This window comes from Polaromonas sp. P1_A2 (assembly GCF_056406895.1).
The window spans coordinates 348,023-371,110 of record NZ_JBFTZI010000005.1 but is presented as its reverse complement, the minus strand read 5'-3'; the positions used below and the strand labels follow the sequence as shown (position 1 = coordinate 371,110).

Annotated in this window: 23 protein-coding genes; 7 read left to right on the top strand and 16 right to left on the bottom strand. The window is 65.0% G+C overall.

Features of this window, described 5'->3' with window-relative positions:
- Positions 1 to 7: 7 nt before the first annotated feature.
- The 3 genes from AC1D09_RS20345 to AC1D09_RS20335 all read left to right on the top strand — a co-directional run bounded on the left by AC1D09_RS20345 (position 8) and on the right by AC1D09_RS20335 (position 4,954).
- The gene (locus tag AC1D09_RS20345; protein WP_477701201.1) at positions 8 to 3,124 is read left to right on the top strand and encodes an FAD-binding and (Fe-S)-binding domain-containing protein; all 3,117 of its coding nucleotides are present in this window, start codon (positions 8 to 10) and stop codon (positions 3,122 to 3,124) included.
- A 104-nt stretch (positions 3,125 to 3,228) separates the two neighbouring features.
- Positions 3,229 to 4,215, top strand: a complete 987-nt coding sequence (locus AC1D09_RS20340) for a DUF2167 domain-containing protein (RefSeq protein ID WP_477662001.1) — start codon at positions 3,229 to 3,231, stop codon at positions 4,213 to 4,215.
- A gap of 13 nt (positions 4,216 to 4,228) precedes the next feature.
- Complete coding sequence (locus tag AC1D09_RS20335; protein ID WP_477662000.1) at positions 4,229 to 4,954, top strand: site-2 protease family protein; 726 nt, start codon at positions 4,229 to 4,231, stop codon at positions 4,952 to 4,954.
- Between the two features lie 18 nt (positions 4,955 to 4,972).
- Here AC1D09_RS20335 and AC1D09_RS20330 read toward each other — a convergent pair whose 3' ends face one another.
- Entirely contained in the window at positions 4,973 to 5,227 is a 255-nt protein-coding gene (locus tag AC1D09_RS20330; RefSeq protein WP_477661999.1) for a hypothetical protein, read from the bottom strand.
- Between the two features lie 106 nt (positions 5,228 to 5,333).
- Here AC1D09_RS20330 and AC1D09_RS20325 point away from each other — a divergent pair, with 106 nt between their 5' ends.
- Both AC1D09_RS20325 and AC1D09_RS20320 read left to right on the top strand, forming a co-directional pair.
- Entirely contained in the window at positions 5,334 to 5,930 is a 597-nt protein-coding gene (locus AC1D09_RS20325) for a 3'-5' exonuclease (protein ID WP_074574896.1), read from the top strand.
- A gap of 36 nt (positions 5,931 to 5,966) precedes the next feature.
- Positions 5,967 to 6,200 (top strand): hypothetical protein, encoded by a 234-nt coding sequence (locus tag AC1D09_RS20320; RefSeq protein WP_477661998.1) that lies wholly within the window; start codon positions 5,967 to 5,969, stop codon positions 6,198 to 6,200.
- A gap of 37 nt (positions 6,201 to 6,237) precedes the next feature.
- On the opposite strand, the gene AC1D09_RS20315 is transcribed toward AC1D09_RS20320, so the two are convergent.
- The 3 genes from AC1D09_RS20315 to AC1D09_RS20305 form a co-directional block, all read right to left on the bottom strand.
- A complete protein-coding gene (locus AC1D09_RS20315) occupies positions 6,238 to 7,512 on the bottom strand; it encodes an aKG-HExxH-type peptide beta-hydroxylase (protein WP_477661997.1) in 1,275 nt (424 codons plus the stop codon).
- A complete protein-coding gene (locus tag AC1D09_RS20310) occupies positions 7,463 to 8,659 on the bottom strand; it encodes a radical SAM protein (RefSeq protein ID WP_477661996.1) in 1,197 nt (398 codons plus the stop codon). Before AC1D09_RS20310 ends, AC1D09_RS20315 begins: the two co-directional genes overlap by 50 nt.
- Before the next feature lie 81 nt (positions 8,660 to 8,740).
- Entirely contained in the window at positions 8,741 to 8,935 is a 195-nt protein-coding gene (locus tag AC1D09_RS20305) for a hypothetical protein (protein WP_007871063.1), read from the bottom strand.
- 418 nt (positions 8,936 to 9,353) lie between these two features.
- Between AC1D09_RS20305 and AC1D09_RS20300 the strand changes: the two genes are divergently transcribed.
- Positions 9,354 to 9,683, top strand: coding sequence for a hypothetical protein (locus AC1D09_RS20300; protein WP_477701200.1), 330 nt, complete (start codon positions 9,354 to 9,356; stop codon positions 9,681 to 9,683).
- A 16-nt stretch (positions 9,684 to 9,699) separates the two neighbouring features.
- Here AC1D09_RS20300 and dnaB read toward each other — a convergent pair whose 3' ends face one another.
- The 10 genes from dnaB to ppsA all read right to left on the bottom strand — a co-directional run bounded on the left by dnaB (position 9,700) and on the right by ppsA (position 18,837).
- Positions 9,700 to 11,112 carry a replicative DNA helicase gene (gene dnaB / locus AC1D09_RS20295; protein ID WP_074574908.1) on the bottom strand — a complete coding sequence of 471 codons (1,413 nt, stop codon included), beginning with the start codon at positions 11,110 to 11,112 and terminating at the stop codon, positions 9,700 to 9,702.
- Between the two features lie 181 nt (positions 11,113 to 11,293).
- On the bottom strand, positions 11,294 to 11,746 hold the full coding sequence (rplI, locus tag AC1D09_RS20290) for a 50S ribosomal protein L9 (RefSeq protein WP_007871075.1): 453 nt from the start codon (positions 11,744 to 11,746) through the stop codon (positions 11,294 to 11,296).
- An 11-nt stretch (positions 11,747 to 11,757) separates the two neighbouring features.
- Positions 11,758 to 12,042: a 30S ribosomal protein S18 gene (rpsR, locus tag AC1D09_RS20285; protein ID WP_007871078.1), complete on the bottom strand. Its 285-nt coding sequence runs from the start codon at positions 12,040 to 12,042 to the stop codon at positions 11,758 to 11,760.
- Between the two features lie 10 nt (positions 12,043 to 12,052).
- A complete protein-coding gene (priB, locus tag AC1D09_RS20280; RefSeq protein WP_477661994.1) occupies positions 12,053 to 12,361 on the bottom strand; it encodes a primosomal replication protein N in 309 nt (102 codons plus the stop codon).
- 60 nt (positions 12,362 to 12,421) lie between these two features.
- Positions 12,422 to 12,787, bottom strand: coding sequence for a 30S ribosomal protein S6 (gene rpsF / locus AC1D09_RS20275; RefSeq protein ID WP_007871089.1), 366 nt, complete (start codon positions 12,785 to 12,787; stop codon positions 12,422 to 12,424).
- A gap of 262 nt (positions 12,788 to 13,049) precedes the next feature.
- Positions 13,050 to 15,158 carry a sodium:solute symporter family protein gene (locus AC1D09_RS20270; RefSeq protein ID WP_477661993.1) on the bottom strand — a complete coding sequence of 703 codons (2,109 nt, stop codon included), beginning with the start codon at positions 15,156 to 15,158 and terminating at the stop codon, positions 13,050 to 13,052.
- On the bottom strand, positions 15,159 to 15,416 hold the full coding sequence (locus AC1D09_RS20265; protein ID WP_477661992.1) for a DUF4212 domain-containing protein: 258 nt from the start codon (positions 15,414 to 15,416) through the stop codon (positions 15,159 to 15,161).
- Positions 15,403 to 16,026 (bottom strand): tetratricopeptide repeat protein, encoded by a 624-nt coding sequence (locus tag AC1D09_RS20260; protein ID WP_477661991.1) that lies wholly within the window; start codon positions 16,024 to 16,026, stop codon positions 15,403 to 15,405. Before AC1D09_RS20260 ends, AC1D09_RS20265 begins: the two co-directional genes overlap by 14 nt.
- Positions 16,023 to 16,319: a hypothetical protein gene (locus AC1D09_RS20255; RefSeq protein WP_477661990.1), complete on the bottom strand. Its 297-nt coding sequence runs from the start codon at positions 16,317 to 16,319 to the stop codon at positions 16,023 to 16,025. Before AC1D09_RS20255 ends, AC1D09_RS20260 begins: the two co-directional genes overlap by 4 nt.
- A gap of 118 nt (positions 16,320 to 16,437) precedes the next feature.
- Entirely contained in the window at positions 16,438 to 18,837 is a 2,400-nt protein-coding gene (gene ppsA / locus AC1D09_RS20250) for a phosphoenolpyruvate synthase (RefSeq protein ID WP_477701199.1), read from the bottom strand.
- A gap of 187 nt (positions 18,838 to 19,024) precedes the next feature.
- Between ppsA and ppsR the strand changes: the two genes are divergently transcribed.
- Positions 19,025 to 19,846, top strand: a complete 822-nt coding sequence (gene ppsR, locus AC1D09_RS20245; protein ID WP_074574924.1) for a posphoenolpyruvate synthetase regulatory kinase/phosphorylase PpsR — start codon at positions 19,025 to 19,027, stop codon at positions 19,844 to 19,846.
- Here the strand turns inward: ppsR and AC1D09_RS20240 are convergent.
- Positions 19,843 to 20,937 carry a PepSY-associated TM helix domain-containing protein gene (locus AC1D09_RS20240; RefSeq protein WP_477661988.1) on the bottom strand — a complete coding sequence of 365 codons (1,095 nt, stop codon included), beginning with the start codon at positions 20,935 to 20,937 and terminating at the stop codon, positions 19,843 to 19,845. The genes ppsR and AC1D09_RS20240 overlap by 4 nt on opposite strands.
- Positions 20,937 to 23,063, bottom strand: a complete 2,127-nt coding sequence (locus tag AC1D09_RS20235; RefSeq protein WP_477661987.1) for a TonB-dependent siderophore receptor — start codon at positions 23,061 to 23,063, stop codon at positions 20,937 to 20,939. Before AC1D09_RS20235 ends, AC1D09_RS20240 begins: the two co-directional genes overlap by 1 nt.
- Positions 23,064 to 23,088 lie beyond the last annotated feature (25 nt).

Sequence of the window (23,088 nt, the reverse complement as noted above, 5' to 3'; positions counted from 1 at the left end):
AGCCGCGATGAACGCTCCCCTCCCCCTCAAGATCAGCCGCGAGGCCACGGCCCAGGCCTATGACGACGTGGCCCGCGTCAGCAACGAAGTTGCCGGCCGGCTGGCCGCGCGCCTGGCCGCCGAAACCCAGGGCGAGGTGCTGTTCTCGCCGGCGGACCGCGGGCGCTATGCCACCGATGCGTCCATCTACCAGGTCACGCCCGTGGGCGTGTTTGTGCCGCGCACCGATGCCGACGTCAAAACCGCGCTGGACATCTGCCGCGACCTGCAGGTGCCCATCGTCCCGCGCGGCGGCGGCACCAGCCAGTGCGGGCAGACGGTGGGCGCGGGCCTGGTGATAGACCATGCCAAGCACCTGCGCAACATCCTGGATGTGAACCCGGGCGAGCGCACGGCCGAAGTCCAGCCGGGCATCGTGCTGGACCACCTGAATGCATCGCTCAAGCAGCACGGCCTCTGGTACCCGGTGGATGTGTCCACCAGCGCGCAGGCCACGCTGGGCGGCATGGCCGGCAACAACTCCTGCGGCAGCCGCAGCATTGCCTACGGCAACATGGTGCACAACGTGCTGGGCGCCAGCGCCTGGCGCTCCGACGGCAGCCTGCTGGAGCTGGGGCGCTACGACACGGCAAGCGGCGCCGCGCGCGAGTTAGGCGACTATGTGAAAGCACTGTCGGACCAGCTGCGGCCTGAGCTTGAGGCCCACTGGCCCAAGGTGCTGCGCCGCGTGGCCGGCTACAACCTGGACATCTTCAACAACCAGAACGAGAAGCCCTACACCCAGGACGGCTCGGTCAACCTGGCCCACCTGCTGGTGGGCAGCGAAGGCACGCTGGCACTGACAAAATCGCTCACGCTGCGCCTGGCCGAACTGCCGCGCACCAAGGTGCTGGGCGTGGTGAACTTCCCGACCTTCTACAAGGCCATGGACACGGCCCAGCACATCGTGAAGCTGGGCGGCGATGGCACGCTGAGCGCGGTCGAGCTGGTGGACCGCACCATGATCGAGCTGTCGTTGCAAAACCCGGCCTTCGCACCCACGGTGCGCACCGCGCTCATCGGCCAGCCCGACGCGATTTTGCTGGTGGAGTTCTCGGGTAATTCCAAGGCCGAGCTGGCGCCCAAGATGCACCAGCTGGTCGAGCTCATGGGCGACCTGGGCCTGCCCGGCTCGGTCGTCGAGATGATGGACGACGCGCCGCAGAAAAACCTCTGGGAAGTGCGCAAGGCCGGCCTGAACATCATGATGAGCCTCAAGGGCGACGGCAAGCCGGTCAGCTTTATCGAGGACTGCGCCGTGCCGCTGGTGCACCTGGCCGAGTACACCGATGCGCTGACGCAGGTGTTCCGCAAGTACGGCAGCAAGGGCACCTGGTATGCCCACGCCTCTGTCGGCACGCTGCATGTACGGCCCATCCTGGACATGCGGCGCGAGGGCGGCGCCAAGATGCGCGCGATCGCCGAGGAGGCCTCTGCCCTGGTACGCCACTACAAGGGCGCCTACAGCGGCGAGCACGGCGACGGCCTGTGCCGCGGCGAGTGGATTGAGTGGCAGTTCGGCCCCAAGATCAACGAGGCTTTTGCGCAAATTAAGAATTACCTGGACCCGCTGAACCTGCTGAGCCCGAACCGCATCATCAACCCGCCCAAGATGGACGACACGCGGCTGATGCGCTTTCCGCCCAGCTACAAGGTGATACCGATCAAGACTGCGCTGGACTGGAGCGCCTGGAACGTGCAGAACGACCCGGTGACCGAGCAGACCAGCGAGCCGGGCACGGGCGGCGACCCGGCCCAGGGTTTTGCCAAGGCCGTGGAGATGTGCAACAACAACGGCCACTGCAGAAAGTTTGATGCCGGCACCATGTGCCCCAGCTACCGCGCGACACGCGACGAAAAACATTTGACACGCGGGCGCGCCAACACCTTGCGCCTGGCACTGTCGGGCCAGCTGGACGGTTTAAAAGCAGAAGATGCCTTTACGAGCGAGGCCGTGCAGGAGGCCATGGACTTGTGCGTGGGCTGCAAGGGCTGCAAGCGCGATTGCCCCACGGGCGTGGACATGGCCAAGATGAAGGTGGAGTTTTTGCACCACTACAAGGCCAAACACGGCTATACGCTGAAAGACCGGCTGGTCGCCCACCTGCCCGATTACGCGCACTGGGCCAGCCGCTTTGCGCCGCTGCTCAACCTGCGCGACAAGGTGCCGGGCCTGGCGGGCTGGAGTGAAAAGCTGCTGGGCCTGTCGGCGCGCCGCACGCTGCCGCAGTGGCACAGCAACACCTTCTGGAAGCGGCTGGGCGCACAGGCTGAAGCCGGCGCAGCGCCGCAGGGCCGTCTCCACACCGCGAGCCGCGAAGAGGTGCTGGCCGCCGCCAGGCCCGTGGTGCTGTTCGTGGACACCTTCAACGGCTATTTCGAATCGGAAAACGCGCTGGCCGCGCTCACGGTGCTGCAGGCGGCCGGCTACACGGTGCATGTGGCGGCCAAAACCACGGCCGACGGCAAAAGCCTGTGCTGCGGCCGGACCTACCTGGCCGGCGGCATGGTCGACAAGGCCAAGGCCAAGGCGCGCGAGGTGGTGGGCGCCCTGCTGCCCTTTGCCGAACGCGGCATCGCCATCGTCGGCCTGGAGCCCTCCTGCCTGCTGACGCTGCGCGACGAGATGCTGGTGATGGGCCTGGGCGAGGCGGCGCAAACCATCAGCCGCCATGCGCTGCTGCTGGAAGAATTCCTGGCGCGCGAGGCGGCGGACGGCTTGCTCGAGACGCTCAAGGGCCGGCTCAAGCCCGCGGACCAGCCCATTCTGTTGCACGGCCATTGCCACCAGAAAGCCTTTGGCGCGGTCAGCCCCATCCTGGACGTGCTGAGGCTGATCCCGGGCGCGCAGCCCGAACTGATCGAGTCCAGCTGCTGCGGCATGGCCGGCAGCTTCGGCTACGAGGCCGGCCACTATGAGGTATCGATGCAGATGGCCGAGCTGAGCCTGTTGCCGGCGGTGCGCAAGCAGCCCGATGCCATCGTGGTGGCCGACGGCACCAGCTGCCGCCACCAGATCAAGGACGGGGCGCAGCGCGAGGCCATCCACGTGGCGGTGCTGCTGGCGCGGCAGTTGCAGGCTTAGGTCTCGTCCTCTAGCGCGGCCCGGGCACTTTCGGGCCGCTTCCCGGCCGCCGCGCAGGAGCATGTCAGAATAGCCCGCAAATTATTCCAACAAGGAGGGCTTTCATGAACCGTTTGTGGATGCGCATCTGCGCGCTGGCTGTCTGTCTGTCCTGCGCCGCCGCCATGGCACAGGCCCTGTCGAAAGAAGAAAGCGAAAAGATCTGGGCCGAGGGCCGCGCCGCCGCCAAGGAAGGGCCGCAGGACATCGCGCTGGCAAGCCAGGCCGTGCTCAAGCTGCCCGCCGGCCGCATCTTTGTGCCGCAGCCCCAGGCGGGCAAGCTGCTCAACGCCATGGGCAACCCGGGCACCGACTCGCGGCTGCAGGGCCTGGTGTTCCCGGCCACGGGCGACAGCTGGTTCATGACGGTGCGCTTCGAGGCGGCCGGCTATGTGAAGGACGACGATGCCAAGGACTGGAACGCGGACGAGCTGCTCAAAAGCTACCGCGAAGGCACCGAGGCCTCGAATGCCGATCGCAAAAAAATGGGTTTCCCTGAAATCGAGATCGTGGGCTGGGCTGAAAAACCGGCCTACAGCGCCGCCACCCACCGCCTGGTCTGGGCCATGTCCAGCAAGGACCGCGGCGCGCCCGCAGGTGCGGCGCAGGGCGTGAACTACAACACCTACGCGCTGGGCCGCGAAGGTTACTTCAGCATGAACCTGGTCACGGCGCTGGCCGACCTGCCCAAGGACAAGCCCGCGGCGGCGGAGCTGCTGGCGGCCCTGCAGTACGACCAGGGCAAGCGCTACGCCGACTTCAATTCCAAGACCGACAAGGTGGCCGAATACGGGCTGGCCGCGCTGGTGCTGGGTGTGGCCGCGAAAAAACTGGGCTTCTTCGCGGTGATTGCGCTGTTTTTCGCCAAGTTCGCGAAGGTGATCGTCCTGGCCCTGGCGGGTTTGGGCACGGTGTTCGTGAAGTACTTCAAGCGCAAACCGGCCCCTGTGCCTGCGCCTATGCCGGCGGTCAGCCGGGCCGAGCAGGACACCGTGCCCGCCGCGTTCGGCGGCGGCGCACCGGACGTGCCGCCCGCGCCACCCAAAGCCTGAGCAGCGAAGCGGCATGGCCAAGCTCCTGTTGCTGCTTTTCACGGGCGCCAAGTTCGGCAAGCTGCTGCTGACCGGCGGCAGCATGCTGGTGTCGGTGTTCGCCTATGCGCTGCTGTTCGGCTGGCGTTATGCGGTGGGCTTTGTGCTGCTGCTGTTCGTGCATGAGATGGGCCACTACATCGCCGCCCGCCGGCGTGGCCTCAATGTGGGCGCGCCCACCTTCATCCCCTTTGTGGGCGCCTGGGTGGAACTCAAGGACATGCCGCATGACGCGGAAACCGAGGCCTATGTGGGCCTGGGCGGCCCGCTGCTGGGCACGGTGGGCGCGCTGGCCTGCTACTTCCTGGCGCGCGACCAGGACAGCAACCTGCTGCTAGCCATCGCCTATTCCGGCTTCTTCCTGAACCTCTTCAACCTGATCCCGCTGTCACCGTTTGACGGCGGGCGCATTACCGCGGTGCTGTCGCCGCGCATCTGGCTGCTGGGGGTGCCGGTGCTGGTGGCACTGTTCTTCTGGCGGCCCAGCCCCATGCTGATCCTGATGGCGCTGCTGGCCGCGCCGCAGCTGCTCAAGGCCATACGCTACAAATCGGACAGCGAGGAGGCCCAGACCTATTACGCGGTCAGCGCGGCCACACGTTTCGAATATGGTTTTTATTACCTGGCGCTGGCGGGCTTCCTGGCCGTGATGACGCACGACGTGCATGAAATGCTGCGCGGCGTGGGCGCCGTTCGTTAGGCGCGTGTGGCGGGCGCTTCAGTCCGGCACGAACCTGGCGTTGAAGCTGGCTTCGTCTTCGGCCAGCTCCAGCGTGACCAGCTGGCCCATGCGCATGTCGGCCAGCCGGCAAGCGCCGAACAGGCTGTATTTGCCTTTGAGCTGGTAGCTTTCCATGTCGATCAGCATGTAGGAGTGCGGCACAAACACCTGGTGCAGGAAAATCGTGCGGTGCCGGTTACGCGGCGACGGAAAGAGCTTGTAATGCTCGGTAGTGATGCTTTGTGCGGCCATGGTGAAGTCAGGAAACGGGTTGCCCGAAATGGCGCCCTACCCCGACTGTAAGCTCTAGCCCTGCCGATTCCTGTTTTTTTTGAACGCCCTTTTCGCATGGATCCCTATGACCGAGCGCCATCCCACCCCCGGTAAAGAAGAAATCGCGCTGCTCGAGCCCTTCGAGCGGCTGGGCCTGGACCAGATCGAAGTCGTGTCCACAGCCGAGCGGGCAGCCCAGGCCCTCAAGGACCTGACCGGCGCCACCGTGCTGGGCTTTGATACCGAGTCCAAACCCACCTTCGCCAAAAATGAGGCCTCGGATGGGCCGCACATCGTGCAGCTCGCGACACTTCACAAGGCCTGGATCTTCCAGCTTGAAGACGCCGAATGCCGGCGCGCCGTAGGCCTGGTGCTGAGCTCACCCGCCGTGATCAAGGCCGGCTTCGGCCTGGGCGACGACCAGCGCCGCATCATCCGCAAGCTGGGCACGGACCTGCAGGGTGTGCTGGACCTCAACGTGGTGTTCCGCGAGCGCGGCTACCGCAAGGACATGGGCGTGCGCGGCGCCGTGGCCGTGATGTTCAACAAGCGCTTCCTCAAGTCCAAGAAAGCGGCCACCTCCAACTGGGCCAATGAAAGGCTCACGGAGGCGCAAATCATTTATGCGGCCAATGACGCCTATGGGGCGCTGCGGGTGTACCGGGCGCTGGGGCTGGATTGACGCAAGCTTTACATTAACCCCATCAAGGAAATTCTCATGAAAAACACCTACGTGCTGTCTTCGCTGCTGCTGGCCGGCGCCCTGCTCTCCGGCTGTGCCGCCGAACTGCTGAGCAACAGCGAAAAGCTGATCATCGTCAAAGGCCGCCCTTCACAGCTGCCCGATGCCACGGAGATCGCCGAAACCGAATGCCAGAAGCGCGGTGGCCGGCACGCCCGCTTGATCACCAAGCCGGCTGAGGGCCAGTACGGCTTTGAGTGCGTGCGCTGAGGCGCATCTTCTCCAACACCGCCCGGGGGGCGGCGGCTTAGCGGCCCTGCAAGGCAGCCCCGGCCCAGCGCAGAAAGCCTTGGCCCGCCGCGGTAAAACGCGCGTGCGCGCGCAGCAGTTCGAGCCCTTCGCGCGCCTGTGCCCGCAATTCATCCAGCCGGCTTGCAAGCTCGCGCCGCGCCGCGGCATCCAGGTAAGGGGCCTGCAGGTAGCGGACCAGCGCCATGACGCAGTGCAGGTGTACATACACCCCCTCGAAGATGCCGACCACCGGGCGCGGGTCGGTGCGCCAGCCGACCGGAAAGCGCGCGCCGGTCTGCACGGGCTGCAGCAGCGGAACGGCTTCCTCGACATAACGCAGCTTGACGTGGCTGTGCTCGTGGACCAGGCTTTCGAGGGTACGCAAGGTATCGGACGGGTGTATCCATGCCGCCCCCTGCATGGAGGAGATCGTGAACCCTTCCATCTGCCAGCCCGGCGGCGGCAGGCGCGGCACCACCACGCGCATCATGCAGCGCCAGTCCTCGTACTCCTCGGGCCAGGCCGACAAAAGGGCCTGCGCCGCCTCCACGATGGGGCGATGGCGGCCCTGCGGATAGGAGCGTTCGCGCGCGTCGGTTTCCTGTTCGCGCACGGTGCTGCCGCGCTCGGGTGTGCGGGTCTCGTCAAGCGACACCCGCAGGCCCGGCAGATCGTTGCGGACCACGATGTGGGACCGCGGCAGCAGGGCCTGCGGCGCGGCAAGACAGGAACTCAGGGTCTGGCCGCCCGAGGACGGCCGGCTCAGGTGGACCCACGCGCCTTTACGCCGGCATAACCAGGCGCCGTCGGCATGGCCGGCCGGCAGTTCGACGCTGCCGGCGCAATCCCAGGTCTCGATGCGGCCGCCGCGTGACATCAGCACCCTGCTGCGCGGTGACATCTCGGTGAAACCCGGCACATAGTTGGCAACCGACGCGAGCAAGGGCTCGACCGCCGGCAGCGGTGCGCCGGCGATCAGCGCGCGCCCGATCGCATGCAGCCAGCGGCGGTACAAAGGCGAGGAGCCGATGGCGGTGCGCTCATGCGGCAGCAGGGCCTGCAGGTCGAGCACCGCTTGTTCCCAGCGCTCGCGATGCGCAGCCAGCGCCGGTGAAGCCCGAACGATCTCGGCCAGGGCCAGAAAGTCGTCCAGGCGGCCTGCGGCGGATTCATGGACCAGATCGGCCGTGATCACGGCGTCCGGCATCAAGGCCAGCTCGGCAAAGTCGGCGCACTGCAATTCAGGCTTGGCTGCCTGCAGCGGCGGCATTTTCCGGGTCATTGTGGGCATGGCTACCTCGCGGTTGAAAGGAAGATTCGATAAGGCCGAGCGCGGCGTCAAAAAAATACATCTGGTCCGCACACAGCACGGACTCGCGCGGCGTGATGCCGCCCTTCACATCGCTGCGGCCGGGAAGGAAGCCGCCGCCGCAGATCAGGCGGTGGCGGCAGCCGGAGCATTTCAGCGGAAGTTCGGCGCGCAGGTCGAGGAGCCGCGCGAACAGCGGGTCGCCGGCCAGCGCGGCGATGCCGTCCGTGGCTATGTGGAAAGATGTGCCGGCCGAGCCGTCTGCGGCCACACGCAGGTAGTCGGGGTATTCGTAGCTGCCGTCGGTATTGACGACGAACATGTTGTAGCTGTCGTTCACCAGGGCGTCGATATGGCCCTGCCCTCCCAGCGCGACGTGAAGCAGGTTGTTGAAGAGCCGGATGGTGATGCCCGGATCGTCCAGCGCCCACCAGGCGCGAAACAATTCGGCATACCAGGCGCCGTAACGCGGCGCGGCGGCATAGGCCTTTGACGCTCCCAGCGGCCACGGAGGATGGCGCCAGTTGAATTCGATGGGCCACAACACGTCGACCTTGGAAACCGGCAGGCTGCGCACCCAGGCGAGGAACTCCGCCGGAGGCAGCGAAGGGTTGGCCACGGCCAGAAAGCCGCCTATCAAACCGCCGTCGCCGCCCGCCAGCATGCGCTCGACGTTGGCCATGACACGCGCATAGGTGCCGCGGCCGAGCTTGTCCACGCGCGCGGCATCGTTCACCTCGCGCGGGCCGTCCAGGCTGACGCCCAGCGACACGCGGTGTTCGCGAAAAAGGGCAAGCAGTTGCGGGGCGATCGGCTGCACCAGGTTGGTCTGTACCGCGACGTCGAGATTCCAGCCCTGTTCGCGGCGCCGCGCAATCTGCGAAAGCAGTTCGGCAAAACTGGCATCGGGCCAGAGCATGGGTTCGCCGCCATGCAGGACGATGGAGAAGGGCTCGGGTTCACCCCGGGGGTGGTAGTCGCAGATGCGGTCCAGCAGGCGCAAGGCCGTGGGCAATGCCATGCGTGCCGGCATGCGCTCGAACGTGCGGTCCGCCTGGTTGAACATGTAGCAGTAGCTGCAATCGATGTCGCACACCGCGGTCAGCTTGATGATGGCCGAACGAAACATGGGAACAGGCGAGTAAAGGACCGGAGCCGGAACGGGGCGCGCGAAAAAATATCCGCGCGCCCCGCGGCGGCTAGCCGGCTGTTACCACTTCAGGCCGAACACGATGCTGATCGCCGCCGGATTGAAACCGGGCCGGCCCGCAAGCTGGGCGATGGCGGTTTCCAGGATGCGGCCTTCGACGACCTTCTGGTTGAGCGAATTCACGTCGCCCTTGAAATTGGACGTCAGGTTACGCGACAAGGTGTGGGCTTCCGCGTTATTCGAGGTGGTAGGCATAGGATTTTCCTTGTAGGTTGGTTAGTTGAAAACTTCCACTTCAAGTGACGGTTCGGGTGCCCGCGAGACAACCGGACGGAACAAGCCCTGCTTCCAGACGAACGCGGATCAACCTTGCCGTCCCGGCGGATGCTAGCCAGTCCGAGCGGCAAAGAACAGGCCAAAGCAGGCCGGATTCGGGAAATCCGACAAACATCTACCACGCACAGACAATTCGCGCGGCCTCCCCTGGCGAACTCGAATACCTTTCAACCTCTTCACAAGAGTTCGGCAAGCCGCCAGCGAAGTTTTCGAGGAGGGGGAGAACGATGCCAGAAAGCGCCATCAACAAACACCATCACATCCCGGCGCCGCACTCCGGCTTCGGCCGGCGGGTTCGATGCCATCCGAGACCAGAACAAACAAGGGAGAAAGCCGTATGGATGAACGCCTGACGGTCCGCCTGCACAAAATCCTGAGGGCTCCTTGGGCCATTCCGCCGGTGGACTGCTACCGCGTGATCGGAACCGTGCACCGCGGTATGGAGTTCGGTTTTCTGGCCATTGCGCGCGACGGTGCCTACTTGCAGGTCAATGGGTCCGTGGTTCAGCGGCTGAACCGCGGCGACGTCGATGCCGCCATCAGCAGCGCCGAGCACCTGTTCGCCGCCAGGCCGGTGCAAGCCCCGGCAGCGGCGAATGTCGCCGGAGCGGTGACGGTCATACGCAAAAAAAGGCGCACGCCTGCCGACGCGGGCGTTGCGCCCTGAGCCCTCGCTCCGATGGCTAGAAGTCCCCGGACGCGCCGTGAGCCAGGCTCTCGAACTTGGTGATGCGGTTGATGAAGGCCAGCTTCACCGTGCCGGTGGGGCCGTTACGCTGCTTGCTGATGATGACCTCGGCCACACCGGGCTCCTTGCAGGCCTCCTTGGTGTAGTACTCGTCGCGGTAGATGAACATGATGATGTCGGCGTCCTGCTCGATGGCACCGGACTCGCGCAGGTCGCTCATCATGGGGCGCTTGTCGGTGCGCGACTCGACGCCGCGGCTGAGCTGCGACAGCGCAATGACCGGGCACTGCAGTTCCTTGGCCAGCATCTTCAGGCCGCGCGAGATTTCACCGACGGCGGTGGCGCGGTTTTCTTCGGCCATGCCGCCGGAGACGCTCATGAGCTGCAGGTAGTCGACCACGATCAGGCCCAGCTTGCCGCACTGGCGGGCCAGGCGCCGGGCATTGGCGCGCAGCTCGCTCACGGTCAGTCCCGGCGTTTCATCGATGTGCAGCGAGACGGTGCGCAGCTTTTCAATCGCTTCGGTCAGGCGCGGCCACTCCTCGTCGGTCAAGGCGCCTGTGCGCAAATGGGTCTGGTCGATGCGGCCTATGGAGCCGACGATACGCACGGCGAGCTGGGATGCACCCATTTCCATGGAAAACACCGCCACCGGCAGGCCTTCATTGAGCGCGACGTGTTCGGCGATGTTGATGGCCAGCGCGGTCTTGCCCATGGAGGGGCGCGCCGCCAGGACGATCAGGTCGCCGGCCTGCAGGCCTGACGTCATATGGTCAAAATCCCTGAAGCCCGTGGGTACGCCGGTGACGTCCTGCGGGTTCTCAGCCATCTCGGTCACGCGGTCCAGCAGGCTCACGACCAGCGTGTCCATGCTCTGGAAGCCTTCCTTCATGCGCGAGCCCTGCTCGCCGATCTTGAAGATCTTCTGCTCGGCTTCGTCGAGGATGGTGGCGACGTCCTTGCCCTGCGGGTTGAAGGCGTTGGTGGCGATTTCGTCGGACGCCGACACCAGCTTGCGCAGGATGGAGCGCTCGCGCACGATCTCGGCGTAGCGGCGGATATTGGCTGCGCTGGGCACGTATTGCGCGAGCGAATTGAGGTAGCTCAGGCCCCCTACTTCGTCGGCCTTGCCCTGGTTCTGCAGGTATTCGTAGACCGTGATGATGTCAGCCGGCTTGTTCGCGTTGATGAGTGCGCCCACGGCGGCAAAGATCAGCTTGTGCTCGGAGCGGTAGAAATCCTCGTCGACCAGCAGGTCGCCCACCCGGTCCCAGGCGCCGTTGTCGAGCAGCAGGCCGCCCAGCACGCTGGATTCACCCTCGATGGAATGCGGCGGAATGCGCAGCTGGGCGATCTGGCGGTCGGGGCTGTAGCCGGGATCGTCATAGGTGGAAAGTACGGCGGACATGGGTTTCCTTGGGAGAGGGTGAATGGTACGCCGTGGGCGCAAAACACCGCGGGATAAGGCTGTGGATAACCGGGGGAAATCGGGTGGAAATGGACCGGGAAGGTGTGCACAGCCGGGGGATGCGGCCGGGCATGAAAAAAGCCGCTCGGCGAGCGGCTTTTTTCGTGAAGGGAAAAAGCGCTTAAGCGGTTTCGCCGTACACGGTCACGGTGATGTCCACAGCCACATCGGTGTGCAGGGCCACGGTCACGGCATGGTCGCCGACGATCTTCAGCGGGCCGTTGGGCATGCGGATTTGCGACTTCAGCACGGGGAAACCCTGCTTGGTCAGCTCGGCCGAGATATCGTGGTTGGTGACGGAGCCGAACAGGCGGCCGTCCACACCGGCTTTTTGCGTGAGCTTGACGGTGGTGCCGCTCAGCTTTTCGCCCTGGGCTTGCATTTCGGCCAGCTTGGCGGCCGCAGCCTTTTCGAGTTCGACGCGCTTGGCTTCGAATTCGGCCTTGTTGGCTTCCGTGGCGCGGCGTGCGCGGCCCGAAGGGATCAGGAAGTTGCGTGCGTAGCCGTCTTTGACCTTGACGATTTCGCCGAGGTTACCGAGGTTCACGACTTTGTCGAGCAGAATGATTTGCATGGTCGCGCTCCTTACAGGGTACGGTGCTGGTCGCTGTAAGGCAGCATCGCGAGGAAGCGAGCGCGCTTGACGGCGGTGTTGATCTGGCGCTGGAAAATCGCGCGCGTGCCGGTCAGGCGCGCGGGGATGATTTTTCCGTTTTCGGCAACGAAATCGCGCAGGGTGTCGATGTCCTTGTAGTCGATTTCTTCAACGCCAGCGGCTGTGAAGCGGCAAAAACGCTTGCGCTTGAACAGCAGGGATTGGGTATTGCGCTTGGGGCGCTTGTCTTTGTTGAAACGTTTTGGTCCGGCCATGATGGACTCCTTAAATGGGGTTCGGTACTTGCTCTACCTTGTGAAGAGCTTGAATATGGAAAACAACACCTTTGCTGGTGCGCGCATTGATGAGGAAACCGGTGAACCTGAAGGGCTGGCCTAAGGGTGACTTGGCTGATTGCTCAGCCAGCGCTCCGAAGGCAACCGCCCTGACCGTCAATTTGACCTGTCTGGTGATTCCGGCCTCGACAACTTCGGACTCGTGTTCGAGGACGAAATTGGCGGCGGGGATTCCAGCGGGCGTGTAGCGAAGAGGACTTGCCTCGGCGATACAGGCGGTCAGTTCAACGTGGTTCACTGCGGGCTTTTGCTCAGTGGCAGCTGCGCGGCAGCGAGGCGTTCAACAGCATGGTGGCAATTAAGCCGCATACTCCTGCTGTTGGGCTTTACGGGCTTCTTCCCTCTCGACGTTGCGCATCATGAGGGATGGGCCGGTTTCGGCCTTTTTCTTGACCACGGTCAGGTGGCGCAGCACGGCATCGTTGAACTTGAACGCGTGTTCGATTTCTTCCATCACGGCCTGGCTGGCTTCGATGTTGATGCAGAGGTAGTGGGCTTTCGCGAGCTTCTGGATCAGGTACACCAGCTGGCGGCGGCCCCAGTCTTCAACACGGTGCACTTTTCCGCCGCCGGCGGTGATCATGCCCTTGTAACGTTCCAGCATGGCTGGGACTTGCTCGCTTTGATCCGGGTGGATCAGCAAGACGATCTCATAGTGACGCATAAACTCTCCTTGTGGTTGATTAAAGCTGCCCCAGCGTCGTTAAGGGTGCAGCAAGGCGAAGCCCAAGAGTATAGCATGCCCCCACGGTCGCTCACTTTGTGTAGCTCCCTGCCCCCGAGGGGGCCGCCCGCCTGTGGCCCGGCAAAGCCGGTTCCACGGCTCATGCTGGTACGGATAGGGGGATCAGGCAGGCTCTGCCCATTTTTTGGGGGAAAGCCCTAAAACCGCCGAAAAACCCTCGAATAACCGCCCCGGCCGTGTTTTAGAGGCGTTTTAGGTCCGGGTAGCGGATGTATTCGACCAGCTCCTGGATTTTTTGGCTGGGCGCCGGGGTGAGCAGGCTCACCAGCACCATCACGGCAAAACCCACAGGCACGCCGAACAGGCCGGCCGAAATCGGGTCTATGCCCCACCACAGCTGCACCGGCGAACTGATGCCGAAGGTGGCGCGCAGCCAGGGCTGGTTGGTGAACATGTAGTAAGACGTCACGCCCAGGCCCGACATCATGCCAAGGACGGCGCCTGCGCCGTTGGCGCGCTTCCAGAAGATGCCCAGGCTCAGCGCCGGGAAAAAGGAGGCGGCGGCGAAGGAAAACGCCGCCGACACCAGGAACAGGATGTCCGCCGGCTTTTGCGCCGCCACATAGGCCGCCAGCAGGGCCACGATGAGCAGCAGGATCTTGGACACCGTGACCCGGCTCACGGTGGAGGCGTTGGGGTCGATCATCTTGTAATAGAGGTCATGGCCCAGCGCGTTGGCGATCGTCAGCAGCAGGCCGTCGGCGGTCGACAGCGCGGCGGCCAGGCCGCCGGCCGCCACCAGGCCCGAAATGACATAGGGCAGGCCCGCCAGCTCGGGCGTGAGCAGCACGATGATGTCGCCGCCTATGGTCATTTCGTTGAGCTGCAGGATGTTGTCGCGGTTGATGTCGGCCACCGACAGCAGGCTGGCGTCCACCCGGCTCCAGGCGCCGACCCAGGACGGCAGCTGGTCAAAACGCGTGCCGACCAGCACGGTGAAGACTTCGTACTTCACCAGAACGGCCAGGGCCGGCGCCGTGAAATACAGCAAAAAGATGAAAAACAGCGACCAGGTGACCGACTGCCGCGCCTCCCGCACGCTGGGCACCGTGTAGTAGCGCATCAGGATATGCGGCAAGGCGGCCGTGCCCACCATGAGGCAGAACACCAGGGCCAGGAAATTGCGGCGCGAGGTGTCGTAGGCCTCCTGCTCCCGGGGCGTGCCCTCGGGGTCGCCCGAGAACTGCGCAGCATGGGCGGGCATGCCGTTGAGCGGCTGGGTCTTGACCTCGGCTGCGGCTTTGGCCGCCGTCCAGGCCTTGACGGCCGCCGCCTCGTCCCTGGGCATGGCAGCCAGGGTCTTGGCCGCCGAGGTGATTTCGGCCACCGAGGCATTGCCGCCCTTGAGCTGCTCCATGCGTTTGGCGGCGGCCAGCTTGTCGGCGGCCAGCGCCTCGGCCGGGTGGGCCAGCTTGCCGGACAGCGCCTCGGAGCGCTGCCGGAACAGCTCACGCACCTGCAACTCCTTGGGATCCGCAGCCAGCTCTTTTTCCTTGGCGCTGACTTTCTCGAGCTGCAAGCCGTAAACCAGCTGCGGCACCGGAACACCGGTCTGCTTGACCGACAGCCACACCACCGGGATCAGGTAGGCCACCACCAGGATGATGTACTGGGCCACCTGCGTCCAGGTCACGGCGCGCATGCCGCCCAGGAAGGAGCACACCAGGATGCCGCCCAGGCCCAGGAAAATGCCCAGTTCGAAGGCAATGCCGGTCAGGTAGGAGGTGATCAGGCCCACACCGTAAATCTGCGCGACCAGGTAGGTGAAGGAACACAGGATGGCCGCGCCCACACCGAGCAGGCGCGGCAGCTTGCCATAGCGCTCCCCCAGGAAGTCGGGAATGGTGAACTGGCCGAACTTGCGCAGGTAAGGCGCCAGCACCAGCGCCACCAGGCAATAGCCGCCGGTCCAGCCCATGATGAAGGCCAGGCCGCTGTAGCCCGTGAGGTAAAGCGTGCCGGCCAGGCCGATGAAGGAGGCGGCCGACATCCAGTCGGCGCCGGTGGCCATGCCGTTGTAGACCGCCGGCACGCGCCGGCCCGCCACATAGTATTCGCCGGCGTCGGTGGTGCGGCTCATGATGCCTATGCCCGCGTACAGCCCTATGGTGGCCAGCAAAAATGCCGTGCCTATCCACAGGCGCGGCAGGCCCATGCGCTCCAGGCCCGCGAGGATGAGCACAAATACCACCAGGCCCACGGTGTACCAGCGGTAGACGCGGTTGAGCTGCGCCTTGAACTGCTGGCTGGACAGCATGACCCCGTCGCGGGAACCGAAGAAGCCGGCCATCTAGTCCCCGTCCGCCACGTCGTGTTCGATGTCGAGCCGGTTCATGTACCAGGCATAAAAGCCGATGATCAGGCAGTACACCAGCAGGGCGCCCTGCGCGCCCACCCAGAAACTGAAAGGCCAGCCAAAGAACCGGAAATTCAGCGCGCGCGCGAAGTAGCTGACACCGAAGGTCACGCTGAACCAGAGCAGCAGCAGCAAGGCCGTCACCGCGAGGTTTTTGCGCCAGTAGCGGCGGTGGCTGTCACCGGGTTGCATGGCGCGCCTCACCGGTGGCTACCCTGCCCGCCTGCAACGCCGCGGCGTTTTCGCGTTCCAGCTGCGCGGCCACGCGCGGCTCGAAACGGCGCAGGTGGGCGATGACCTTGCATGCCTTGCCCGGCTCGCCCAGCGCCAGCCAGACCTGCGCGAGCCGGTACCAGCCATACGGCCCCAGCGGCTGCAGCGTGGTGTTGCGCTCCAGCGCCTGGGCGGCCTCCTGCCAGCGTTGCTGGTGGATACACACCAGCGCCAGGCCGTACCAGGCCCGGTCCAGACGCGGATCCAGCGCCAGCGCGCGCTCGAAGGCGGGGCCAGCCTCCTCATGGCGCCCGGCCTGCTGCAATACATAGCCCAGGTTGAACCATCCCGCGGCCTGCTGCGGCCAGGCGCCGGTCAGTTGCCGCAGGCTGTCAATCGCCTCCTGCGTAAGCTGCAGCTGCGCCTGCACATGGCCACGGCTGGCCAGAGCGTAAGGGTCGGCCGGCCGCAGGCGCAGCATCCGCGCGAACTTCGGCAAGGCGGCCGCGCGCTTGCCCGCCGCGAGCAGCAGCAAGGCCTGCGCTTTCAGCAAGTGGTACTGCAGGGCGGGTGCAAGCGGCAGGCTCATTTGCACAACGCCACCCCGATTTCCAGGCAGATGCGGACTTTTGTGACGGCCGCCGCAAGCCAGACCAGCGCCAGCACCAGGAAGGCCACCAAAGGCAGGTGGCGGTCCAGCACCACGGGTGGGGCGATCCAGCGCGCCGCCCTCACCCAGGGCCGGCCCAGCAGTTCCAGCAGGCGGTAAAACGGGTTACCGCTGCGCCCGGCACCGGCCAGCATCCCCAGCACCCATTGGCCGGCCAGCGCGAGCAGCGCAATTTCAGCTAGCAGTTTGGCGGTGGTGGCGACGGCAAGCATGGCTGGGGGCAGACAAGTAAGGCAGTGCCTCCGATTGTCATCGGAGGACTTGCCAATTGCTTACCACGGGGGCACCGCCCACCGGGGGTTTTCCCTCGGTGGGCGCGGTGGGCCTGGCTCAGCCGGCCAGCTGTTTCCAGGTGTCCATCACCGTATCGGGGTTCAGCGAGATGGAGCCTATGCCCTGCTCCTTGAGCCACAGGGCGAAGTCGGGATGGTCGCTGGGGCCCTGGCCACAGATGCCGACGTATTTGTTGGCACGCTTGCAGGCGGCGATGGCTTGGCCCAGCAGCGCCTTGACGGCCGGGTCGCGTTCGTCGAAGTCCTTGGCCAGGATGTCCAGGCCCGAGTCGCGGTCCAGGCCCAGCGTGAGCTGGGTCAGGTCGTTGGAGCCAATCGAGAAGCCGTCGAAGTACTCGAGGAACTGGTCAGCCAGCACCGCATTGCTGGGCACCTCGCACATCATGATGATCTTCAGGCCCTGCTCGCCGCGCTTGAGGCCGTGTTTGGCCAGCAGCTCGGTCACGGCCTTGGCCTGGCCCAGGGTGCGCACAAAGGGCACCATGACCTCGACGTTGCTCAGGCCCATGTCGTTGCGCACGCGCTTGAGCGCCTCGCACTCCATCGCGAAGGCCTCGGCGAAGTCGGGGCTCAGGTAGCGCGCCGCGCCGCGGAAGCCCAGCATGGGGTTTTCTTCCTCGGGCTCGTAGCGCGAGCCGCCTATCAGCTTGCGGTACTCATTGGACTTGAAGTCCGACAGGCGCACGATCACCGGCTTGGGCCAGAAGGCCGCGCCTATGGTGGCGATGCCTTCGGCCACCTTGTCGACGTAGAAGGCGCGCGGCGAGGCATGGCCGCGGGCCACGCTTTCCACGGCTTTTTTCAGGTCGGCGTCGATGTTGGGGTACTCGAGGATGGCCTTGGGGTGCACACCGATGTTGTTGTTGATGATGAACTCCAGCCGCGCCAGGCCCACGCCGTGGTTGGGCATCTGGCAGAAGTCGAAGGCCAGCTGCGGGTTGCCCACGTTCATCATGATCTTGAGGTTTATGGGCGGCATGGTGCCGCGCTGCACCTCGGTCACCTCGGTTTCGAGCAGGCCGTCATAGATGTTGCCGGTGTCGCCTTCGGCGCAGCTCACCGTCACCAGCATGCCGTCTTTCAGCGTCTCGGTAGCGTCGCCACAGCCGACCACGGCCGGAATGCCCAGCTCGCGCGCGATGATGGCCGCGTGGCAGGTGCGCCCGCCACGGTTGGTGACAATGGCGCTGGCGCGCTTCATCACCGGCTCCCAGTTCGGGTCGGTCATGTCGGTGACGAGGATGTCGCCGGCCTGCACCTGGTCCATGTCCTTGATGTCGTGCACGATGCGCACCGGGCCGGTGCCGATTTTCTGGCCGATGGCCCTGCCCTCGGCCAGCACCGTGCCGGTGCCCTTGAGCTTGTAGCGCTGCTCGGCCTTGCCCTTGGCCTGGCTCTTCACCGTCTCGGGGCGGGCCTGCAGGATGTAAAGCAGGCCGTCGGTGCCGTCCTTGCCCCATTCGATGTCCATGGGGCGGCCGTAATGCGCCTCGATGATGAGCGCATAGCGGGCCAGTTGCTCGACGTCGTCGTCGGTCAGCGAATAGCGGTTGCGCAGCTCCGTCGGCACGTCGGTGGTCTTGACCAGCTTGCCGCCGGCTTTTTTCTCTTCCGGCGTGGCGAACTCCATTTGCAGCAGCTTGGAGCCCAGGTTGCGGCGGATCACGGCGCGCTTGCCGGCTTTGAGCATGGGCTTGTGCACGTAGAACTCGTCGGGATTGACGGCGCCCTGCACCACGGTTTCACCCAGGCCGTAGCTGGAGGTGATGAAGACCACGTCCTCAAAGCCGCTTTCGGTGTCTATGGTGAACATCACGCCGGCCGCGCCCTTGTCGCTGCGCACCATGCGCTGGATGCCGGCGGACAGCGCCACGTCGGAATGGGCAAAACCCTGGTGCACGCGGTAGCTGATGGCGCGGTCGTTGTAGAGCGAGGCGAACACCTCTTTCATCTTGTGCAGCACGTCCTCGATGCCGACCACGTTCAAAAAGGTTTCCTGCTGGCCGGCAAACGACGCGTCGGGCAGATCCTCGGCGGTGGCCGAGGAGCGCACCGCGAAGCTGGCCTGGGCGTTGCCGGCGCTCAGAACGGCAAAGCTGTCGCGCACGGCTTTTTCGAGGTCGGCCGGAAAAGGCTGGGCTTCGACCAAGGCGCGGATTTTGGCGCCGGCGTCGGCCAGGGCGCGCACGTCGTCGGTGTTGAGCGCGTCCAGCACGCCGTTGATTTTTTTGTCCAGCCCGTCGTGGGCCAGGAACACGCGAAAAGCGTGGGCCGTGGTGGCGAATCCGGTGGGCACCCGCACGCCCTCGGGGCCGGTGGGCAGTTGCGAGATCATCTCGCCGAGGCTGGCGTTTTTGCCGCCAACGGCCTCGACGTCTGTCATCCTCAGGTTTTCAAACGGTACGACCAGGGCGGTCGCCTCAAACAGCTTGGACATGAAAATACTCCGGGAGGTTTAAAAACCGGGGAATTCGCCATGCGCGGCAGGCAACCTTGTTGTTGTTCTAGGGGGTTGTGGCGGGGCATAGCGTGGCAAACTGGATAATTGGCCCAATTGTAGGGGCCCGCCGCCGGATGTGCCGCGTCAGCCTTTCACCCAGCTTTCAATCAGCCAAACACCCACCATGTCCCAACGCACCGTGTTTTTCATCTCCGACGGCACCGGCATCACCGCGGAAACCTTTGGTAACGCCATCCTGGCCCAATTCGAGTTCAAGCCGCGCCACGTCCGCCTGCCCTTTATCGACAGCGTGGACAAGGCCCACCAGGCGATACGGCAGATCAACCACACGGCCGAAGTCGAGGGCAAGCGTCCCATCGTCTTTACCACGCTGGTCAACATGGAAATCCTGGCCGTCATCAAGACCCACTGCAACGGCATGCTGCTGGACATGTTCGGCATGTTCGTCGCGCCCCTGGAGGGCGAACTGGGCATCAAGTCCAACCACCGGGTGGGCCGGTTTTCGGATGCCTCCAAGAGCAAGGAATACGACGACCGCATCGAGGCCATCAATTTCTCGCTGGCGCACGACGACGGCCAGAGCAACCGCGACCTGGAGAACTCGGACGTGATCCTGGTGGGCGTGAGCCGCAGCGGCAAGACGCCGACCTCGCTCTACCTGGCCATGCAATACGGCCTCAAGGCCTCCAATTACCCGCTGATCCCGGAAGATTTCGAGCGCCGCCAGCTGCCGCCGGCGCTGGTGCCGCACCGCAAGAAGATCTTCGGCCTGACCATCGCGCCGGAACGCCTGAGCCAGATCCGCAACGAACGCCGGCCCAACTCGAAATACGCGAGCCTGGAGAACTGCCGCGACGAAATCCACGAGGCTGAGGCCATGATGCGGCGCGAAGGCATACGCTGGCTCTCGACCACCACCAAGTCGATCGAAGAGATTTCGACCACCATCCTGCAGGAAATCCGGCCGGAACGGCTGGAGTATTAGCCCTTTCCGGCCCGCATACGCCAGCGCAGCCACCACAGCCAGGTGCCGCTGACACCAAAACCGAACAGCAAAAAGCCGCCCGCCGCCGTGGCCAGCACCCCGATCACGCCGGCCAGCTTGCCGGCGTGCAGCGGGTAAATCCAGGCATAGGAACGCGCGCCGAGGTCCAGATCACTCCAGCGGTCCACGCGTATCACCTCGCCGCTCAGCGGGTGCAGCCAGACCGAGGACAGGCCGTTGGGATGCGGGTCGTCGTCCAGCTTCTTGCGTATGCGCACCGGCGCCGTGGGCTTGGCCGGCAGGCCGACATAACCCACAATGCCGCCGGGCAAGGCGGCGTTGGCGGCGGCCACCATCTCATCGGCCGTGGCGGCCCGCCCCGATGGGGCGCCGGGTTTGACGGCGGGCGGCAGCACCTGCTTTTGCCCCGCCAGCTGGGTCACCCACTGCGAGACCGGCCGCCAGGCCATCCAGGTGCCGGTCAGCACACATGCCAGCACCCAGGCGCCCAGCATCGCACCGCCCACCCGGTGCAAATCGAACAGCCCGCGCAGCAAACCGCCTTTGAGGCTGACGGAAAACGCGCCGCGCCAGCTCCGGGCCGGCCACCACAGCAGCACGCCGGTGACCAGCATCGCCAGCATGGTCACGGTGTTGAAGGCCAGCACGGTCTTGCCCGTGTCGCCGGCAAGCAGCGCCGAATGGAACTCAAACAGCGCGTTGGCAAAACCCTCGTGTTCTTCGCGCGCGCCCAGCTTGCGGCCGCTGTAGGGGTCGTAATAAGCCTGGCCCTGCCAGCCGTCGCCGGCCACATAGACCAGGATGGACTCTTCAGGCTCGCGCGGAGGTCGGATGGTGAAACGCGCCTTTCCACCGTAGTCGGCCACCAGCACCTGGCGAATTGCCTCCAGCGGCACCGGCTGGCCCGCAGGCTTCACCTCGAAGAGCTGTGCATTGAGCACGCGGTCCAGCGGCCGCGCGCCCAGCATCAGCGAGCCGGTAAAAGCGTTGAGCATCAACAGCAGGCCGGCCGTCAGCCCCAGCCAGCGATGCAGCTTGAGCAGCACCGGCCGCGATGTGCGCAGCCCCATCAGAAGTCAAACTTCGCGGCGACGCGCAGCGTGCGCGGCGCGCCCACGCCCAGCAGGCCGTTGCCGGCCGTGCTCCAGTAGACCTTGTCGGTGGCGTTGTCCAGGTTGGCCTGCAGGGTGGTGTTAGTGCCGAAGAGTTTGGTGCGGTAGCGCGCGCCCAGCGACAAGGTGCCGGCACCGTCGATATAGGCCTGGTTGGCGTTGTTGACCGGGCGCTTGCCGGTGAAATACCAGCCGGCGTTGAGCGCGAGGCCGGGCACCGAGGGCACGCGGTATTCACCGAATACGCTGTAAGTCAGCTTGGGCGCGTTTTCGGGCGTCTTGTCGAGTTCGGCCGCCACCGTGGTCTTGGTGATCTTGGGGTTCATCACCAGGGCCGAGGCCACGACCGACCATTGTTTGTTGATCTCGCCCGAGGCGGCGAATTCAAAGCCCTTGTACTCGGCCTCGCCGCCCAGCACAAAACGGTTGGCCGCGTCGACGGTGGTGGACGGGCGCTTCACGTCAAAGTAGGCCGCCTGCAGCAGCAGGCCCTGGGCCACTTCGGCCTTGATACCGAGCTCGACCTGCTTGTTCAGCGAGGGTGCGAGGACCTCGCCCGCGTTCGCGCGGTTGGCCGGCGCCGTGCCGCTTTCCTCCATGCCCTCGATGTAGCTCGCGTAGACGGACGTGCGCGCCGTCGGCTTGTACATCACCGAAACCGAGGGGCTGGTTTTCTGGGCTTCATAGCGTGTGGTGGTGGTCACGCTGGTGTAGTCGGAGCGCCGCGCACCGGCCATGAACTGCCATTGTTCGGACAGCACGATGCGGTCGAACACATAAAGGCCGTTATCGGTGATCTTGGACGGTGCGCTCGCATTGGCGGCGGTGCGCGGCGTGTACGGGATCAGCACCGGGTTGTAGAGGTTTTGCGCGAAAGTCAGCGTCGGCGAATTGCGGCTGTCCTGCTTGCGCTCATTGCCGGTGTAGCCTATGGACAGCTCGTGCGCGATGCTGCCGGTGGCGACGCGCCCGCTCAGTTCGGTGCGAAAGTTGTTGTTCTCATATTCCTGGCCGTCCTGCTGGCTCACGGTCAGGGTGCCCGCGCCGGTGACCGCATTGGTGAGGTTGAACTGTGAAAAGCGCCGGTCGCGGTTGTTGCGCGCCTGGCCCAGCTCAAAAATGGCCGACCAGTCGTCGCTCAGCGCCACGTCGGCGCGCGCCAGCAGATTGGTGGCGTCGGCCACATAGCGCTGCCATTCGCCGGCCAGGTTGACCTTGTTGCCCGTGAGGCGCGGCAAGGTGATCACGCCGTTCACCGCGGTGGGCAGGGTGATGCCGGCCTGCTCGGAGGAGTCTTTTTTGTAGTACTCGGCGTCGAACTTGAGGTTGACCGAAGGCGACACCTTGACGTCCAGCGCGGCCGACAGCATCTGCCGCTTGCCCGAAAAATTGTCGATGCCGATATCCTCATGCCCGGCCGCGGCGTTGATGCGCAGGCCCGTGTTGTTGTCCGGGCCGAAGCGCCGGCCTATGTCGGCGTGCAGGTCCACCGCGCCGTACTGGTTCAGCGAGGTCGACAGGCTGGTCACCGGCGTCGCGCCGGCTCGCTTGGTCACATAGTTGACGATGCCCGAAGGCGGTACAAAGCCGTAATACAGCGAGGACGCGCCCTTGAGCACCTCCACGCGTTCCTTGTTCTCCAGCGGCACATCGACCAGGTTGATGATGGGCAACGAGCCGTTGAGGCGGTAGTTGCCGCGGTTTTCCACCAGGATGCCGCGGATCGCGACGTTGTCGTAGGCCGAGCCGTTGAGCTGCGAGCGCGTGACGCCCGCGGTGTTGCGCAGCGCGCCGTACAGCGTGCGCTGGCCCTGGGCGTCTATCACCTCGCGAGTGATGACGTTGCTGGTGAGCGGCACGTCCAGCGGGCTCTGATCGCGGAAAGTGCCGACCTGCACAGTGTTGGAGGTGAAACTGCCCTGGCGTTCGCTGCTGACGGTGACCGTGCCGAGCGAGCCGGCGCTTGCCGCGTCCGGCGAGGCGTCTTGCGCATGAACGGGCGTGGCGCCCAGCAAGGCCATAGCGGCGGCCAGCGGTGCGAGGGAAAAACGGGAAGGAAAAGAAGAAGGAGAGTGGGATTGCATAAGCCAGCAGACAAGTTGAGGAACT